20 protein-coding genes are annotated in these 17756 nt (G+C 48.0%); 9 read left to right on the top strand and 11 right to left on the bottom strand.

Annotated features, from left to right (window positions below; all coding sequences use genetic code 11):
• Positions 1–146: 146 nt before the first annotated feature.
• The gene (locus F5971_RS02255; RefSeq protein WP_246187744.1) at positions 147–1280 is read left to right on the top strand and encodes a lipid A deacylase LpxR family protein; all 1134 of its coding nucleotides are present in this window, start codon (positions 147–149) and stop codon (positions 1278–1280) included.
• 7 nt (positions 1281–1287) lie between these two features.
• On the opposite strand, the gene F5971_RS02250 is transcribed toward F5971_RS02255, so the two are convergent.
• Complete coding sequence (locus tag F5971_RS02250) at positions 1288–1662, bottom strand: translation initiation factor Sui1 (RefSeq protein ID WP_193493789.1); 375 nt, start codon at positions 1660–1662, stop codon at positions 1288–1290.
• A 22-nt stretch (positions 1663–1684) separates the two neighbouring features.
• Complete coding sequence (locus F5971_RS02245) at positions 1685–3010, bottom strand: deoxyguanosinetriphosphate triphosphohydrolase (RefSeq protein ID WP_193493787.1); 1326 nt, start codon at positions 3008–3010, stop codon at positions 1685–1687.
• A 164-nt stretch (positions 3011–3174) separates the two neighbouring features.
• Between F5971_RS02245 and tpx the strand changes: the two genes are divergently transcribed.
• Entirely contained in the window at positions 3175–3669 is a 495-nt protein-coding gene (gene tpx, locus F5971_RS02240) for a thiol peroxidase (protein WP_193493785.1), read from the top strand.
• Positions 3670–3678: 9 nt separating this feature from the next.
• Here the strand turns inward: tpx and F5971_RS02235 are convergent, their stop codons facing one another.
• The 4 genes from F5971_RS02235 to F5971_RS02220 are packed head-to-tail and all read right to left on the bottom strand — an operon-like array spanning position 3679 to position 6709.
• Positions 3679–4026, bottom strand: a complete 348-nt coding sequence (locus F5971_RS02235) for a HopJ type III effector protein (RefSeq protein ID WP_193493783.1) — start codon at positions 4024–4026, stop codon at positions 3679–3681.
• 7 nt (positions 4027–4033) lie between these two features.
• Positions 4034–5443, bottom strand: a complete 1410-nt coding sequence (phrB, locus tag F5971_RS02230) for a deoxyribodipyrimidine photo-lyase (protein WP_193493781.1) — start codon at positions 5441–5443, stop codon at positions 4034–4036.
• Positions 5444–5456: 13 nt separating this feature from the next.
• Entirely contained in the window at positions 5457–6107 is a 651-nt protein-coding gene (locus tag F5971_RS02225) for a ChrR family anti-sigma-E factor (RefSeq protein WP_036507011.1), read from the bottom strand.
• The gene (locus tag F5971_RS02220; RefSeq protein WP_036507002.1) at positions 6104–6709 is read right to left on the bottom strand and encodes a sigma-70 family RNA polymerase sigma factor; all 606 of its coding nucleotides are present in this window, start codon (positions 6707–6709) and stop codon (positions 6104–6106) included. Before F5971_RS02220 ends, F5971_RS02225 begins: the two co-directional genes overlap by 4 nt.
• Before the next feature lie 153 nt (positions 6710–6862).
• On the opposite strand from F5971_RS02220, the gene F5971_RS02215 reads away from it, so the two are divergent.
• The 5 genes from F5971_RS02215 to F5971_RS02195 are packed head-to-tail and all read left to right on the top strand — an operon-like array spanning position 6863 to position 12137.
• Positions 6863–8233, top strand: coding sequence for an NAD(P)/FAD-dependent oxidoreductase (locus F5971_RS02215; RefSeq protein ID WP_193493779.1), 1371 nt, complete (start codon positions 6863–6865; stop codon positions 8231–8233).
• Entirely contained in the window at positions 8230–9024 is a 795-nt protein-coding gene (locus F5971_RS02210) for a DUF1365 domain-containing protein (protein WP_193493777.1), read from the top strand. Before F5971_RS02215 ends, F5971_RS02210 begins: the two co-directional genes overlap by 4 nt.
• Positions 9021–10259 carry an SAM-dependent methyltransferase gene (locus tag F5971_RS02205; protein ID WP_193493775.1) on the top strand — a complete coding sequence of 413 codons (1239 nt, stop codon included), beginning with the start codon at positions 9021–9023 and terminating at the stop codon, positions 10257–10259. The genes F5971_RS02210 and F5971_RS02205 overlap by 4 nt, the downstream gene beginning before the upstream one ends.
• Positions 10256–11617 (top strand): MFS transporter, encoded by a 1362-nt coding sequence (locus F5971_RS02200; RefSeq protein WP_193493773.1) that lies wholly within the window; start codon positions 10256–10258, stop codon positions 11615–11617. Before F5971_RS02205 ends, F5971_RS02200 begins: the two co-directional genes overlap by 4 nt.
• A 1-nt stretch (position 11618) precedes the next feature.
• Positions 11619–12137: a DUF3833 domain-containing protein gene (locus F5971_RS02195; protein WP_246187743.1), complete on the top strand. Its 519-nt coding sequence runs from the start codon at positions 11619–11621 to the stop codon at positions 12135–12137.
• Here F5971_RS02195 and F5971_RS02190 read toward each other — a convergent pair.
• The 3 genes from F5971_RS02190 to F5971_RS02180 are packed head-to-tail and all read right to left on the bottom strand — an operon-like array spanning position 12124 to position 14053.
• A complete protein-coding gene (locus F5971_RS02190) occupies positions 12124–12561 on the bottom strand; it encodes a nuclear transport factor 2 family protein (protein ID WP_036506996.1) in 438 nt (145 codons plus the stop codon). The two genes, F5971_RS02195 and F5971_RS02190, sit on opposite strands and share 14 nt — an antisense overlap.
• A complete protein-coding gene (locus tag F5971_RS02185) occupies positions 12558–13346 on the bottom strand; it encodes an SDR family NAD(P)-dependent oxidoreductase (RefSeq protein ID WP_036506993.1) in 789 nt (262 codons plus the stop codon). Before F5971_RS02185 ends, F5971_RS02190 begins: the two co-directional genes overlap by 4 nt.
• Positions 13343–14053 (bottom strand): DUF6134 family protein, encoded by a 711-nt coding sequence (locus tag F5971_RS02180; protein WP_193493769.1) that lies wholly within the window; start codon positions 14051–14053, stop codon positions 13343–13345. Before F5971_RS02180 ends, F5971_RS02185 begins: the two co-directional genes overlap by 4 nt.
• Positions 14054–14210: 157 nt before the next feature.
• On the opposite strand from F5971_RS02180, the gene F5971_RS02175 reads away from it, so the two are divergent.
• Positions 14211–16151, top strand: a complete 1941-nt coding sequence (locus tag F5971_RS02175; protein WP_193493767.1) for a methyl-accepting chemotaxis protein — start codon at positions 14211–14213, stop codon at positions 16149–16151.
• A 19-nt stretch (positions 16152–16170) separates the two neighbouring features.
• Positions 16171–16731: a peptidylprolyl isomerase gene (locus F5971_RS02170; protein WP_193493765.1), complete on the top strand. Its 561-nt coding sequence runs from the start codon at positions 16171–16173 to the stop codon at positions 16729–16731.
• A gap of 11 nt (positions 16732–16742) precedes the next feature.
• On the opposite strand, the gene F5971_RS02165 is transcribed toward F5971_RS02170, so the two are convergent.
• Both F5971_RS02165 and F5971_RS02160 read right to left on the bottom strand, forming a co-directional pair.
• Complete coding sequence (locus tag F5971_RS02165; protein WP_193493763.1) at positions 16743–17198, bottom strand: YiiD C-terminal domain-containing protein; 456 nt, start codon at positions 17196–17198, stop codon at positions 16743–16745.
• Positions 17195–17755: a nitroreductase family protein gene (locus F5971_RS02160; protein ID WP_193493761.1), complete on the bottom strand. Its 561-nt coding sequence runs from the start codon at positions 17753–17755 to the stop codon at positions 17195–17197. Before F5971_RS02160 ends, F5971_RS02165 begins: the two co-directional genes overlap by 4 nt.
• Between the last annotated feature and the right edge of the window lies 1 nt (position 17756).

The raw sequence follows: 17756 nt of genomic DNA, 5'->3' as shown, positions 1-17756 counted from the left end.
CACGCGAGTCTCTATTTTTCCAATCGAACATTTGGCAAAATGTGCTCCTATTTGTGAGGGAGCACCCTGCTTTACCGTCAATCATTTGATGTGCAGCAGTTTCAATTATTTCAATCTACCCTAATGTTCTCATCGGAGATATTAACGTGTTCAGAACAATCTCTGATCAACGTTTCACCTCTATCACCTGCGCTTTACTTTGTGCTTTATTGGCCATCACACCTGCCCTTAACGCTGAAGAGACAGATGAAGTTTTTGACATCAATGACTTAGCCGAGCCTGTTGTCTTACCCGACAATGCGCCTGAGATACGTCAAAGCTGGACGCTTAATTTATATTTCGAAAATGATTTATTTAACAACACAGATCAGCAATACACCAATGGTGTGCGCGTATCTTGGATTTCGCCAGATATCCTAAGCTTTGTTGACGATGCGCAGTTACCCATTTGGATACGCCGTGTGAATACATACCTGACCCCGTTTGATCCCGTTCCTTTTGATCAACAGCAAGCCGTCAGTCGTCGTCTGATATTTAGTCTGGGCCAAAAAATGTTCACACCTGAAAACAGGCTGCTGACAGAAGTCGACCCAAACGATCGCCCCTACGCTGGCTGGTTGTATGCAGGGATGGGATACCATACGCGTAGCCAGCACAAAATGAACTCCTTTGAGGTCAATCTTGGAGTGGTAGGTCCGGCAGCGTTAGCTAAAGAAGCTCAAGACCTCGTTCATGACCTACGCGGCTTTGACCGTTTTGACGGTTGGGATAACCAATTGAAAAATGAACCGGGTATTCAACTGGTCTATGAGCATAAAAACCGCATTGCACGTACATCATTGTTTCCGGGCATGGAGTTTGATGCCATTGTTCATGCAGGGGGCAGCCTTGGCAATGTGGCGACCTATGTGAACACGGGCGGTCAAATTCGTCTCGGGAAAAACTTACCCTCTGACTTGGGCACGTCTGCCTTAAGGGCTGGAGGTGACAGCAGTGTACCGGGCTTTGGTGACCCACGCTTTGATAATCAATGGAGCGTGCATGGCTTTATGTCATTGGATGGACGCTTTGTCGTTCGCGACATTTTCTTGGATGGTAATACTTGGCGTGACAGCCATTCCGTTGATAAGCGCCATACCTTTGCCGAGGCATCCTTTGGCTTGGCTGGCACTTACGAACGCTGGAAACTGTCGTACGCTCGCGTGTATCGCACCAAGCAATTCCGTACGCAGCGCAACAGCCATAATTTTGGCTCAATTGCTCTGTCCTACTCCTTGTAAATCGCGCTTAACCTCCGGCGAGTTTTACCTTAAAGCCTTCTGCCTCCAGAAGGCTTTTAATCAAGTCTCGATGATCCCCTTGAATTTCAATGATGCCCTCTTTGCAAGCACCACCCGTTCCGCACTTCTGCTTTAAGGTTTTCGCTAAACGCTTAAGATCGGCTTCTGGTAAAGGAACACCTGAGACAGTTGTCACGCCCTTTCCTTTTCGGCCCGAAACTTCGCGACGAATACGCACAATACCATCAAGTTGGGCTAAACGTGCTTCATCGGCCAATTGATCACAGATACACTCTTTTACAGGCCGTCGACATTCAGAGCACTGCTGGCCTGTTTCTGTCGAATACACCAAGCCACGAAGTTGATCTTGCAAAGACGCCATTGAATCCCCTTGTATTTAAAGATTAATAACCGAGCCCGCCGCCAATTTGGCGCGCTAAATAAATGCAGTAATTATCGGTCATCCCGGAGATGAAATCGATAGCACGCAAATAACTTTGATACAAAGGCCAATGAGGCTCGGGGGCATGAATGCCCATTAAATTCATAATTTTTTCGGTTCGATACCCCGGGCGAGCGGGCGAATCCGCATGTGCTTCATACACGGCATCACAAAACGCCTCCAAGAGAACACCAAGCATCGTATAGGCACCGACTTCCAACTCCGCTTTACGATTGTTCGGGAAGACACGCTCACGCGCAATGCGTTTTGCTGTGGCCAACCCTGCTTTAACCATCGGATCACCATCGGCCAACAACTCTCCCTTATACTGTCCACTCATAATGGCGGGATAGTGATGGCGATAGGCGATAATCGCGGACTCAACCATATTCTCCATCGCTTTTCCGCGTAAAGCCGAAATCTTCCGACGAGCAGATGCCTGTGAGTTGAAAATCTCATGATCAAAATCAAGATCACCACACAGCTGCAACAAAATGGGCTTCACTTCATCAAACGTAAGAATATGCAACTCTATTGCATCTTCAAGATCCAAGATGGCATAGCAGATATCATCCGCGGCCTCCACCAACCAGGTTAAAGGATGCCGACACCAGTGATTTTCATCCAGCTTTATCAGCCCGAGCTCATGCCCAAGTTGATTTAACGTCTCCACTTCGGATTGGAAAACACCGAACTTCCCCCTCTCTCCTGCTTTTTCAACCGTCCAAGGGTATTTAATCAGGGTTCCCAATGTTGGGTACGTCAGACGTAAGCCACCGTCAAATAGATTGTTTTCGATTTTGGTGACCACTCGAAGGCCCTGAGCATTGCCTTCAAAGGTTTGCAAATCTTGCAGCTCCAAGGGATGCAAGGATGCAAAGCGCGGATCTTGCGCATGACGTCGAAACCAGTCTCGAATCGCATACTCGCCTGCATGGCCAAACGGGGGATTGCCTATGTCGTGTGCCAAACACGCTGACTGCACAATCATGCCAACATCATGGGGAGAAGACCAAGGTGGAAGCTCATTCGCAATCAGTTCTCCTACCCGAATACCCAGACTGCGCCCAAGACTACCGACCTCGATTGAATGGGTTAAACGCGTATGGATATGATCATTGAGCGTGAGGGGGTGCACTTGAGTTTTACGTCCCAGCCGCCTGAATGCACTGGAAAAAATGATGCGATCATGATCTTTATGAAAATGACTGCGGCCAATCTCTGCAGAGGTCAGATGTTCATGCCCATAACGTTTTGTCGTCAATAACTGCGGCCATTGCATCGGCATAGTGCCTTCCTTATTCTAAATGTCAGCCTGCATCATGAGGGGCAAGCGTTTGAGTCCTGTAATCACTTAATTCTAGCCAAGCGCAATAATTAAGACTAGGCATTAAGTCTAAACAGGTTATAATAACCAAGTAATTTACTCAGTTTTAAAGGAAGGATAATAACATGGCTAGCGTTTCTCTACGTGGTAACCCCGTTAATACGATTGGCGATCTTCCAGCTGTTGGTAGCTCATGCCCCAACTTTACCCTAACAGGCACCGATTTAGCTGATTTTGCATTGCAAGACTTGGCTGGACAACGTGTTGTGCTCAATATTTTTCCAAGTGTAGACACCCCAACCTGTGCCACCTCCGTGCGCAAGTTCAACGAAGCGGCATCCTCATTGGATAACACAACAGTCGTTTGCATTTCGGCTGACTTACCCTTTGCACTGGCACGTTTCTGTGGCGCTGAAGGTCTCGACAAGGTTAAAAGTGCGTCTACCTTCCGCAGTGATTTTGGCAATACTATGGGCTTGACCTTTGTCGACGGTCCTCTGACTGGATTGTTGTCTCGCGCGGTGGTTGTGCTGGATGAGACCGGACACGTTCTGCACACTGAGCTCGTGGCTGAAATCGCCAGTGAGCCCAACTATGAAGCGGCACTGGCGGTGCTCTAAGCCTAGGCTCTAAACTTCGCTTTTCACGCATAACGGCTGACCATCAAATGATACACCCGCCCAACCTGTGTTCATAAAGTTGCGGATATTTTGATGGTCGGCTCCTTCTGGATGCTGCAATACATCCTCAGTGTAAAAACGACCAAAGGCATTGAGCGTCGCTTGCTCAGATAAGGCGTGCAATTGTGCAAAGGCTAAAATTTTACATGAGCCTTGATTGACCTCAGCTGAATTTTCCAGATCCCCATTTCGAAAGGCCGCAGGCGTAAAATCGTAGTGAGCGTTTAAGGTTTCCATCACGGTTTCAAAGGCAACTGGACCTGCATTTAACGCAGTTATTAATTCATTCGGTGTCATATTCTTCTCATTTTGCATGGGATTGATAGGCATCTAATGTTGCTTGCCTCGCCTTTTTATACTCAACAATGGGAGCAGGCCGTCCTAACGACTGACCGGCACCCGGTGTGTGGCGCTGCTTAGCCGGTAATTGTCGCAATTCTGGCAACCAAAAGGCAATAAACTCACCCGATGCATCAAACTTTTCACTTTGAAGCTCTGGATTAAAAATTCTAAAATACGGCGCAGCATCTGCCCCCACCGATGCAGACCACTGCCAACCGCCTTGATTCGATGCAAAATCGCCATCTATCAACTTAGACATAAAAAAATCGGCCCCTATCCGCCAATCAACTCGCAACAACTTAGTGAGAAAAGAAGCAACCACCATGCGTAAACGATTGTGCATCCAGCCCGTGGACAAAAGCTGCTTCATCGCGGCATCGACAATCGGGTAGCCGGTTTCACCTTGGCACCAAGCTTTGAAGCACTTTTCATCAAATTGCCATTGTATTTTCTCTTCAACCTCTGGCCTAAAGGGATAGCCTTTACTCTGCTCTGGGAATGCCACCAGCATATGGCGATAAAACTCACGCCAAATCAATTCGTTGAGCCAAGTGCTGTCTAGCCAAGCATCGGATGCGTAGTGACTGATTAGTGCGGCAAGGCATTGCCTTGGCGACACTGCACCGAGGACCAAGTAGGGTGACAGCCGTGATGTTTTATCTTTAAATGGAAAATCACGCAGCGCTTTATAGTCCGCTTCCCGCTCATCAATGAAACGATTTAATCGTTGATGGATATCAGCCGTGGTGACAGGCCAGAGGGTGGGATCATAGGCGCGCTCATCATTGGCAAGCAGCATTAAGCCTAGGTCATGGGGCACATCATCAGACGGCATAGACGATGGAGGCTGCATTGCCGGAAGCCCCAGCGCGGGCGTTAAGTGCTTGAGTAGGTATTGGCGCCAAGCGCGACTGTAGGGCGTGAATACTTTAAAGGGTGTTCCCTGCCCTGTCAGTACCTGACCGGGCGGAACAATTAACTCGCCATGAAAGGCTAAACATTCAACCCCAACGGCATTCAACTCATGACAAACCGCTTGATCTCGTTGGCGCTCATTCAACGGATACTCATAATTAAAAAAGAGCTTTGAAGCTCCCACCGACATGACAAACTGCTGTAACGCCTTAGGCACCTCTTTAAAGGTGTCAAGCAACAACACACGCAGCGGTATATTGAGCTGCAGCAACTCATCCTTTAACACCTTCAGTCGATCACGCCATAATGTCATTTTAGCCGGAGATTCAAGGTGCATTTGCCACTGTTTTGGCGTCAGTGTCACCACGGCAATCACACCCTGTTGCGATTCACAGGCATAAAAAAGCGCCGGATTGTCTATCCGGCGCAGGTCATTTCGAATCCAATACACATTCATAATGAAGGTCTTATCATAGTCCTATAAATGGCTGCACCAAACGTCCCATTAAACCCGTAAACTTCAAGGGAGCATCCGTCGCAATTAAGCAAATACAGTCTTGATCGGTATCAACGATAGGTTGGTGTTTTACTTCACCATCCAAATCGGCTACGTCTCCTGCACTAAAGCGGCCAAACTCATCTGTGTAAGAACCGCGCAGGATTAAGGTCAACTCGTTACCTGCATGAGTATGGTGAGGGACCGACACACCCGGTGCAATTTTCAATAAGCGCGTTGCGCCGGGTCCTTTTAAGTTCAAATCAATATGATGAACACCATAGCCCAAACGCTTCCAAGGCAGGTGGTCAAGGTTTGTCTGAAGGTAATGATGTAAAGGAGCAGGTAAATCCGTTGCCGTTTGCACAGGACGTATCTGCGGCAGCGGTATCTCTTCCTCAAGATCCAAACGATCCATCACCGATTTAAGTGCATCGGCTTTCAGGCTCATAGGCTCAATTTGTGCCAACAGAGCACCACCAATCGCTTCAGCCTCGGCGAGACGTTGACGGCAATGTGGGCACCAATGTAAATGGCAAGCCACTAATAAAGCCATGCCCTGGGGGAGACTGCCGGAGGCATAGGCCATTAAAGTAGCGTCGTCAAAATGATGGCTAATGTTCACTCTTCTTCTCCCCAATGCGCTTTTAACTTGCTAAACGCTAAACGTAATCTTGATTTAACACTGCCCAACGGAATCCCTAACTGGTCGGCAATTTCAGAATGCGATTTCCCTTCGTAATAGGATAGATGCAACACTTGCGCTTGGTTCTCAGGCAGAGTGGCAATAGCGTCTCGCATCCGTTCTTCGAGTATTAAGTGTTCACCTTGATCTCGCTGCTCCGGATCAGGCTCTTCCTCGGGTAACTCGTATTCAACTGCCTTTTCTCGGCGCATTCTATCAATACACAGATTGCGTGCGAGGGTGAAGATCCACGTGCTTGCACTGGCCTTTTCAGCATTGAACATATGCGCTTTACGCCATACCGATAACATGGCTTCTTGCGCAACCTCTTCAGCCGTAGCTGGCGGCATGCCTAGACGAGTAATGTAAGCCTTTAGACGTGGTGCAAAGTAATCAAATAAACTCGCAAATACAGCTTTATCCCGGGTTTCGGCCAGAGAAGTCAAACGCGCAGACCAATTGTCACGCATTTCTTTTTTCCTCTCCTCCGCAATGCTTAAGACTGCGTTCACATCGCCTCCTAAAGGCTCGTCGTTATTCATTGCATCATCCTACGGGCTGTCGTCTGAAATAGATCATCTCTTTTAACCTCAAAATCGTCAGTTCACAATATGTGTTTAGTCTTAGTGATCTAAGCACATAAACTGACACGTAAGGCTCACTAACGAAACCTTTGCAAGGCATGAGGCCACCCAATGAACGTTAAAGTAATTAGACCCTTAAAGATAGCGGTAATCGGATCGGGTATCTCCGGTCTTTCATGCGCTTGGCTTCTTAATCAACACCATAATGTCACCCTCTTCGAAAAAGACGATCGTCCCGGTGGACACTCCAACACTGTGGCCGTTGACTACCCAGATGGAGCACGGATTGACGTTGACACGGGGTTCATTGTGTTTAACCCCGTTAATTACCCGAATCTTGTTAAATTTTTTGACCACCTTGAGGTTGAAAGCCTTGAAACAGAAATGTCCTTTGCCGTGAGCTTAAATCAAGGAGAGGTTGAGTACAGTGGTACCGATTTAAACGGTCTCTTTGCCCAGCGTCGTAACCTTTTTAAACCCAGCTTTTGGATGTTGATTAAAGACCTGCTTCGTTTCTATAAAGAGTCCGACAGCATGGCAACAAATCCAGCAACGGCAAACATGTCATTGGGTGAGTTGCTCAAACACCATGGTTATGGCGAGGCGTTTATTCAACAACACCTGATCCCGATGGGAGCGGCTATCTGGTCAACACCCGCAAAGCAGATGCTTGAGTATCCTGCGCAAACCTTCTTACGCTTTTGCCAGAATCATGGGTTAGTGCAACTTAAAGACCGCCCTCAATGGCGCACGGTGAAAGGTGGAAGCCGAGTCTATGTGCAGAAAATTGTCGATGCACTGGGCGAAAATCTGCGCTTGAACCAACATATCCATAAAATTCATCGACACAACGGTAAGGTCATTCTGGAAGACTTACATGGTCGACGCGAAACTTTCGATCATGTCGTATTGGCGTGCCATGCCGATCAATCCTTAGAGATGCTGGCAGAGCCCACTGTCGACGAGCAGCAGTTGCTGAGGCATTTTCCGTATCAGCGCAACCGCGCCATTCTTCATAATGATCCTGCCTTAATGCCAAAGCGCAAAGCCGCATGGGCAAGCTGGAACTATCTTGCCGAAGGCCAAGAGCACAGCACTGACACGCTCAGTGTTACCTATTGGATGAATCGCTTGCAGCATCTACCCGAGGAAAAGCCTTTATTCGTGACACTGAATCCGCTGAGCGAGCCAAAAGAAGGTAGCATTTGCCGCAGTTACTTATACGATCATCCAGCCTTCACACTTGAGTCGATCCAAGCTCAAGAGTCACTTTGGAATTTGCAGGGTGTTAAAAACACTTGGTTCTGTGGTGCTTGGTTTGGTTACGGTTTCCATGAAGATGGCTTACAGTCAGGACTTGCCGTTGCCGAACGCCTTGGCGGTATCAAACGTCCTTGGAGTTTAGATAACCCCAACAGTCGCATTCATGTTCATCCACCTAAGCGTCCCGACAAAGGGCTGAATCAGGAAGCCGTCGCATGAGTCTCTCTCTTCATTCCGCTATTTACTGCGGCGAGGTGATGCATCAACGCTTAAAGCCTGCCAAACATCGATTTGTGTATAACGTCAGCTCTTGGCTATTGGACCTTGACGAGCTAGAGGCCTTAAATCGCTTACGCTTTTTTTCAGTCAACCGCTTCAATCTTTTTTCATTCCACACCAAGGATCACGGTGATGGCAGTACAACGCCTTTGAAGGAGCAGGTCAATAGACTCCTCAAAGACAACCAGATCGATCTAGGCGCTGGCGCGATTCGCCTTTTGTGTTATCCGCGCATACTGGGTTACGTGTTTAATCCCTTAAGTGTGTTTTATTGCTACAACGAGGATAACGAACTCGTCGCGATTCTGTATGAAGTCAGTAATACCTTTAATCAGCGCCACTCGTATCTGATTCCTGTCGAGAAAGCCTCAGGCAAGGTCATACAGCAAGCCTGTAACAAACACTTTTACGTCTCCCCTTTTATGCCGATGGAGACAAACTACCAATTCAGAATGACGCCTCCGGGTGAGAAGGTCGCTGTTCTGATTCAGCAAACGGATCCAGAAGGAGCCATTTTGAATGCGACCTTTACCGGTCAGCGTATTGAAATAACCGAAAAAACAATCACTCAAACATTTTGGCGTCATCCGCTGATGACCATGAAAGTCATTGCAGGTATTCACTGGGAAGCCCTGCAATTATGGCGAAAAGGCTTGCGTATACAGCCTCGACCCACCCCACCTGAACATCGAATTTCCTTGGTCCAGCAGACGGAGATGAACTCATTATGAAGCCTTCACACTACCAAACTCTCACTGCACAAGCGCTCTTGCCCGAACAGGGCTGGTTTAACCGTCTTTGTTTCAATACCGTGATGAAGTATCTACCTCATCTTGATTTCGGCACCTTGTTGTTTACGCTCCCCAGCGGACAAACACTGACATTCGGTCATCAACACGAAGGGGAACCGAGAGCCGAGATTCGTTTGCACAGCCTGAAACCTTTACGCCGCTTTTTACAAGGCGGACAGCTCGGTGTTGCCGAAAGCTATATGGCCGGTGAGTGGGACAGCCCTGACCTGGTGGCCTTAGTTCAATGGGCGTTAGGCAATGAAGCTAAAATGCCAGAGCTCAATAATGGTAAAGCCTGGATACGTGCGCTCAATCGGTTAATACACTTAAAACGCTCTAACACTAAAAAAGGCAGCCGCAAAAACATTGCCTATCATTACGATCTTGGCAACGACTTTTATCAGTTGTGGCTGGATGAAAGCATGACCTATTCAGCGGCGCTCTTTGCCCATGAAAATCAGTCATTGCATCAAGCTCAACTCAATAAATACCGTCGAATTGCCGAGATGCTAGATCTAAAGCCAGGTCAGCAGCTCCTCGAAATCGGTTGTGGCTGGGGTGGTTTTGCGGAGTTTGCCGCGCATGAGTTTGGGGTCAAAGTTCACGGTGTCACCTTGTCGCAAGAACAGCTCGCCTTTGCTCGTGCACGAATTGAATCCGCTAAACTCGATCACCTATGCTCCTTCAGCCTGACGGATTACCGCGATGTTGAGGCGCAGTATGATCATATTGTTTCAATCGAGATGTTTGAAGCCGTGGGTGAAGAGCATTGGGACACCTACTTTACGCAACTGAAAAACTGTTTGCGTCCCGGTGGCAAGGCCATTTTACAAATCATCAGTATTGATGAAACGCGTTTCGAGGAGTATCGCCGTAATCCCGACTTTATCCAACGCTACATTTTCCCGGGCGGAATGTTACCCTCACCTGAACGTCTAACCCTTGCCGCCGCTCAACAAGGCTTTGACATCACAGATCAGTTGCTATTTGGCTTGGATTACGCAACCACACTTGCCCGCTGGCGTCATCGTTTTATAGAGCAATGGCCTCGCATTCAGGCACAAGGATTTGATGAGCGCTTCAGACGTATGTGGCTCTTCTACCTCGCGTACTGTGAGGGTGGCTTTCGCTACAAAACCATTGATGTTGGTCTTTATCAATTGGAAGCCAAGTGAACAGCCATTTACCCAAGCGGGCTGTGCTGAGTTACGCACTCCCCGCCCTCCCTTTAGCCATTCCCACCGTCGCCGTGTACATTCTGCTCCCCACTTTTTATGTAGAAGAGGTTGGAATGTCGTTGGGCATGGTGGGATTGCTGTTGGTGTTGGCACGTGTGCTGGATGTCATCAGTGACCCTTTAATTGGTCGATGGTTGGATCATGTGCAAGGTAAACTGTTTAAACTGACCTTTGTGGCGGGAGGATTGCTATGTATTCCTGGTCTCTGGTTGCTCATCCACCCTGACCCGAGCACAGCTGCAATCTCATTGTTTGCAGGATCGGCTCTACTCTATTTGGGCTGGACGCTGATTCAAATTCCTTACATCACTTGGATCACTCACCTTAGCTCCGACAGCTTCCAACGCTCACGTGCCATCAGTTACCGAGAAGGGTTTTCCTTGTTGGGTCTGTTGCTTTCCGCCTGTCTTCCGTTGTTGGCACTGATGGGTTTTTCAACTCAGGCGGTACTGCAGTCGATGATGCTGGTCACGGTTCTACTGGGAGCTTTTTTCCTGTATCGACTCTTATCCGACTTACCTACGCCCTCTTACCTTAAGATGGCACAAGGTCGTTGGCAGGATATCAAAAACAATCGCTTAGCCGTTCGATTGATTGCTGCATGGCTGCTCAACGGCATAGCCAATGGCATACCTGCAGTGCTCTTCCCTTTGTATATCACCTCTGTGCTTGGTAACTCACCCGATGCACGTGGTGTGTTCATTTTAATTTACTTTATTGCCGCCTGCTGCAGCCTTCCGCTTTGGCTCTACTTAAGTCGGCGTTTTGACAAGGTGCTACTCTGGTCTGTCGCCATGATCCTCGCCATCTGTGCATTTATACCGGCCGTTTTTCTCGCACCCGGTGATAATCACGCCTTTGTCCTAATCTGTATCCTTACTGGCTTTGCATTTGGTGCCGATCTGTCGCTCCCCCATGCCATTCAAGCGGAAGTGGCTGACTGGGATAAATTTCGCTTTAAACGAGAGCACACAGGCTTGCTCTTCGCCCTCTGGAACGCAGCCACCAAAGCCGCTTTAGCCTTGGCTGCACTCTTTGCGCTTGGTTTATTGGAGCTAAGCGGTTTCGATGCACAAAGCGCGACTCCATCACTGAGCCTGGCATTGATCTACGCCTTATTGCCTTGCGTATTCAAAAGCATGTCTATCTTAATTTTATGGAGGTTTCCGTTGCGAAACCATCATCATCGAGCACTCATACGCCGCCTAAACGAGCGTACTTCTGGGAGTTTACATCATGCGGGCTCGCTCACTAAACCTGTGCTTTCTTCTGCTACTCATGGTCGGGTGCAGTAATATGAACATCGAACACTTTGATAAACGAGAACCTAAATTGGTTCTTGAGGACTTTTTCGATGGAAAAGTCTATGCCTGGGGGATCTTTGAAGACCGCTTTGGCAAACTGCGTCGCGAGTTTATCGTTGAAATTGACGGCACGATGGAGAATGGAAAGTTAGTGTTAGATGAACTGTTTCTTTATTCTGATGGTGAGCTCGACCGACGTATATGGACGATAACACCACAAGGTAATGGTCAATATTCGGGCACAGCAGACGACATTATTGGGCAAGCCAGTGGACAGATTAAAGGTAATACTCTGCACTGGGTCTATAGTATGAATTTGAAAGTCGGCGATGATAGTTGGAAGGTCAATTTTGACGACTGGATGTACTTACAACCGGGCGGCGTATTAATTAATCGAGCCACGATTCGCAAATGGGGGTTTGAGCTGGGAACCGTGACGCTATCGTTTAGCCGAGGCGAGCATCTAAATCATGCCCCCTTTAGTCTGAGTGAGCATTTTAGTGATCGCTAGCCATACGGTTACGAATGGCTTTTAACAGGCGACCGAGCAAAGGGATTTGCATATACAAGGGTGCACTGTCCCAATAATCTATGTGTTCACACACTTTGCCATCGGCATTAAAGACGATGCGTGACACCCCTTCACTTTCAAAAGCGCCTATGACTGGCATATCCGCCCTAAAACGCCAACGCAACCACGCATGATCGCCACACACATCTTGCTCAAGCACTGTAAACCCTGGGTTCTGAGTATGCCTAAACATGTCTTGCAACACATTCGCCATTTTCTCAAACCCACAGTGATCATTAAAAGGGTCTTTAAAGCGTATATCCGATGACACTAACGGACGAAAAGATTCAATTGTCGCTGGGGACAATTGACTAAACACCGAGGCATAGGCCTCACAAACAGCTTGATTGGATTGGGTTGTCATTTTTCAGATCCTGATGAAGAAAATCCCGTCATACGCCCCACCAATGCGAAATACCAACGATAGGGTAAATACCTTAAGGTTTTTAAGATCAATACAAAAGGGGTTGGGAATGCAATTTCAAACCGATGTGATGTCAGTCCTTTGATAATGGCCTTTGCTGCATCCTCTGGCTCCACTAAAAACGGCATTTCAAAGGTGTTTTTATCCGTTAAAGGGGTTTTGACAAATCCTGGGTTAATGATCTGCAGCTTGATTTGAGTTAAACGTAACTCAAAATAGAGTGCTTCACAGGCATGGATAATAGCCGCTTTGCTCGCCCCGTAGGCCGATGCCAGCGGTAAACCTTGATACCCAGCAACCGATGCAGTGACGGCAATATGGCCTGCGTTTCGAGCTTTAAATCGAGGGAGTAGAGCCTCAACACAATTTAACACCCCAAACACGTTGACTTCAAACAACTGCCGAAATGGGACAACCGAGAAATCATCTAAACCATTGGCAAAATGATCGCCTGCATTCAAAACCGCCAACTCAATCAACCCTTGGTTTTTTTCAATTTCATTAATACACTCAGCCACGGCCTGAGCATTTGTCACATCCAACACTTGATAATGGGCTCTAGGAAACTCCAAGCGAGCATTGATCGTTTGGCATGCTTTACTTAAACGCTGCGGATCGCGACCCGTAATAACGATCACACGCCCTTGTTCTGCCAACTGTTGTGCAAGGGCAAAGCCTATACCGCTGCCTCCACCCGTGATCCAAGTGCAATGCGTCGACTTCATCGATCCACCCCTATTTGGCGACTTAACACACGAATCCGTGAGCGATCACGAGCTGAAAATTCCATACCAAGCCAACGCCCATCTTCATCGTACCAAGTCTCTGTATCCTTCAAGTCACCACCCAAACGATAATGGGGAACGATCACACGCTCGTCGGCCCCTCTTGGAACCTCAATCTCGCCTATGCGCTCTACATTTAATGTACTGAGCCTGCCCGTCAGCGTATTAATGACCTGCTGCTGCGACAGAATGTCCACATTCCAATGATTTGTTGTTAAAAGTGTACCCTCAATTTCAATTTCGTGTGTTTTACCCTCCTGAGACACCCGCAATACATCGCCTTGACGTTGCATTTGAATCTCTGTTTCCTTGCCATCATCATTAACGCGCACCTCTAAAGACTGCAACTCACCCTTGTGCCAACGCTCCGTCGCTTGGTACAGATAACGGTAGTTAAACATACCTAGAAAGCGAATCTGCAGGTTCATTTCGGCATCCACCCTCAGTAGATCACCCTCTTCAGCAAAATGAAGTGTATGCGTACCAATGAGACGGTCATCTCGATACACATCATACAGCGCTGAACCAGCGTAGCGTGCCTGAAGAGCTTCATCAGTTGACGAATAAACAGGAAGTGCTATAAACAAATTGAGTAAGATAAACATTAACGATCTTTGCCATCGTCTCATACGTACACAGCGATTCATTGAGAACTCCTTTTCTTAGGTGTACGCACCGTCATTGGCGAATGGTTCAAGTGCATAGGTATTAAACTCAAGGTGGATACCCAACACACAAGCCTTCATTTAAGATCAAGATCAGATAAGAATTAGAATTTAACTTTGCTTTTCGGAGCACCTGTCCATGACCGCCCAACCTACTGCCTCACTCAGACTTTCCTTTGGCAAAAAACTGACACTAATGATTTTAGGGATTGTGATCACGTCGGTTTGCCTGATTGCCGCCACAGTTTTCAGCCAATACTACCGCTCTCACACACAAATGATCATCAATCAACTGGCAGGACAAGGCGAACGCTACGCGCAAAGTTTTATCGACTGGCTTGACGCACGGCAAGACGAAATGCGGTTTTTAGCGCGACTGACTCCCGTTATTGAAGGAGACTTCGATGCAACCAACCATTTACTGCAGCAAACAGCGCAAGTTCAGGGGTTTTATGACACCATTTTTGTTGTCTCGCCTCAAGGTTTAGGTACTTCAGGCGTTTCATATAGCCAAAACCGCGCCAATATCTTACCTCTGAGTGAAGCTCAAGCCTTTTCGGTTCCCGACCGCGATTGGTTTAAGCAAGCAATTTCCGGTCGAGACGTCTTTTCACAGCCCGTCATTTCAAGGGCTACAGGAAATCAGGTCAGCACCGTTGCGGTCCCCATCTATAAAAACAATCAAATTGTATCCGTCATGCGCGGAGCCGTAACGCTTGATACCTTGATCAACCGTGTGCGAGAACTCAACCAAGACCCTCAAGTGGATATTTATTTAATTAATACCGATGGACAACTGCTCACGCCCTCTCGATCCATGGCCGATACCAGTCGTGCCATTACGTCTCAAGCCAGCGAAGCCATAGCACAGATGATGGCGGGTTCTGGTCGCTATTTAAACGGGGCCAATGAGGAGGTGGTCGGCAGTTATATCCCGATTCCTGTCCTCGGCTGGGGATTAGTACTTGAGGTCAAGGCCAGCGAGGCAATGCGCCCTGTTCAAAAAACGGTTTGGATTTTGGTTTTTTTCTTTTTATTCATTGTCATCGCTGCAACCGCGATCGGCTTACTTATCGTCCGTTCAATTGTACAAACACTCGGGGGTGATCCAACCTTTGCTGCCAGTGTTGTCAGACGTGTCGCTCAAGGTGACTTAACCGTCACGATACCCATTTCAAAACACCAAGAGTCCAGCTTACTGGGTTCAATTGAAGCCATGCGCAAAAGCCTCTCTGGCACCATTGATCGTATCAAAACCAACTCGGAAACACTGGCGTCCTCTGCCACTGAGCTGAGCCAAATCAGCCAAGAAACCGACAGAGGGGTTAAGTACCAATCCTCTCAATTAGATAATGCCGCAACCGCCATTAATGAAATGGCGGCCACCGTTGAGGAAGTGGCTCGCAGCGCACAGTCAGCGGCAGATCAAATTGTTCACGCCAGTGAGAAAGCCAAAATCGGTAGCAATATTGTTTCATCCTCTGTTTCGTCCATGCATAAGCTTTCTGACGAAATTTCAAAAGCCGCCGAAATTATTCAAAACCTAAAATCCGACAGCGATACGATTGGTAGCGTGCTGCAGGTGATTCGTGATGTTGCCTCGCAAACCAACCTGCTTGCGCTCAACGCCTCCATTGAGGCCGCTCGGGCCGGCGATAGTGGACGTGGATTTGCCGTTGTAGCCGATGAGGTTCGTGGACTTGCAAGACGCACGGAAGAGTCCACCAATGAAATTCAATCCGTCATTAATCAACTGCAATCACGAGCTGAGCAGGCGGTGTCCGCGATCAACCAAAGTGTCGAGCACACTGAGTCGACACTCGAAAGTTCTGAAAAAGCCAACGTGGCTTTGGACGAAATTCTCGCCCTAGTGCATGCAGCTCATGATATGATTCAACACATTGCAACGGCCACGGAAGAACAGTCCGCCGTTGCAAAAGAAATTAACCAAAACATACACGGTATTAAAGACATTGCGGATCAATCGGCTGAGCATGTCGGACAATCAACAGAGGCAACCAATGCCCTGTCGCAACTGGCTGAACAACTGCACAGCGAAATGAACCGATTTAATGTATAAGGAATTAAGGTATTTTTACATGCGGAAGCTATTTTTTGCACTCTCAACCCTTTGTCTCGTGAGCTTTGCGTCTATTACCCAAGCGGACACACGGGTCCTTATGGAAACCAACAAAGGCGCAATCGAGATACAATTGTACGATGAACGTTCACCCTTAACCGTGGCCAATTTTTTGGCTTATGTCGATGCAGGTTATTACAACGGCCTCATTTTCCATCGAGTCATTCCTGGCTTTATGATTCAAGGCGGCGGTTTTAACGAGCAAATGCAGCAAAAAGCAACAAATGCCGCTGTGCAAAATGAGTCAGAAAATGGGATCGCCAACCAACGCGGGACCATTGCCATGGCTCGTACCAATGCACCGCACAGTGCCACGTCGCAGTTTTTTATTAATACCGCCAACAATCCAAACTTGAATGGCGCACCAGGTCGCTTTGGCTACGCGGTCTTTGGTGAGGTCGTAAAAGGCATGGACGTTGTGGATCAGATTGAGCGTGTTTCGACCCAGCGTAAAGGCATGCATCAGAATGTCCCGTCTGACAACATCGTGATTGAGCGGGTGACACGCGTCACCCCTTAAACTCAACAGCATTAAGTGGGCATGCGCGCCACGTAGGTTCCAATTAAACTCAGCGCGTGCCCCTTCGCATCGTAAATATCGACATCTAATGTCCACTTAGCTTTACCTTGATCACGAAGATCACGAATAAAGGCTTTGCAAACATCAGCACTGGGCAGGTTAACATTTGCCGTGAAGTGACTGGTCACCGGTGCAAGATAGCGTATATGACTTTCGGCAATCACCACCCCAGCCTGTAAATTGGCATCTCGGGCGTAAAGGCTGGTTAAACACCAACCGGACAAGGTTGCCAGAGCCGCTAAGGAACCGCCAAAGCCCGTGCCTTTATCATTAATATTCGGTGATAAGGGGGCATGCAGGCTCAACCCATGCCCGTCATACAGCAAATCTTGCAACTCCATGGCGTTGATTAACGGGATTTGCGCTTTAATTTCGTCAAAAAAAGCAGCGACTTGTTTATTATTCATGCATGCCCCCAACGTTGAACAAACTCTCCGGGTGAAGGACAAGGAACCACACGATGTTTCCGTGCTTTTCCCATATAAATAAACCCAATGATTTCTTCGTTCGCCTCAAGTCCCAAAAGACGATGCACATCGCGATTAAAGGCCATTGCCCCACTGCGCCATATTGAGTCGATCCCTTGAGCAAACGCGGCCAAAATCATACTGTGCGCCGCACAGCCTGCCGTAATTTGCTGCTCGATTAAGGGAACCTTCGGGTGATCTTGTAAACAGGCAATTGCCACTAGAATCATAGGCGCTCGCAAAGGATTCCCCGCCAACTTATCCAACTCAGCATCGGTAATTGCTGGATTCTCGACACGCGCCGCTTCAACGAACACCTTTCCTAAGCGCTCACGCCCCTGCCCTTCAATCTGCAAAAAACGATAGGGACGTAAACCACCGTGATCCGGTGCTCTAAACGCTGCACGAAAAATCAAATCCAGTTGTTCGGGTGTTGGCGCTGGCTCATCTAATACCGGCGAAGACACACGCGTTAACAGTAGATCGAGCGCTTGCATA

This window comes from Nitrincola alkalisediminis, from assembly GCF_009821115.1.
GTDB lineage: Bacteria > Pseudomonadota > Gammaproteobacteria > Pseudomonadales > Balneatricaceae > Nitrincola > Nitrincola alkalisediminis.
This window is presented reverse-complemented; position numbering and strand designations above follow the sequence as displayed.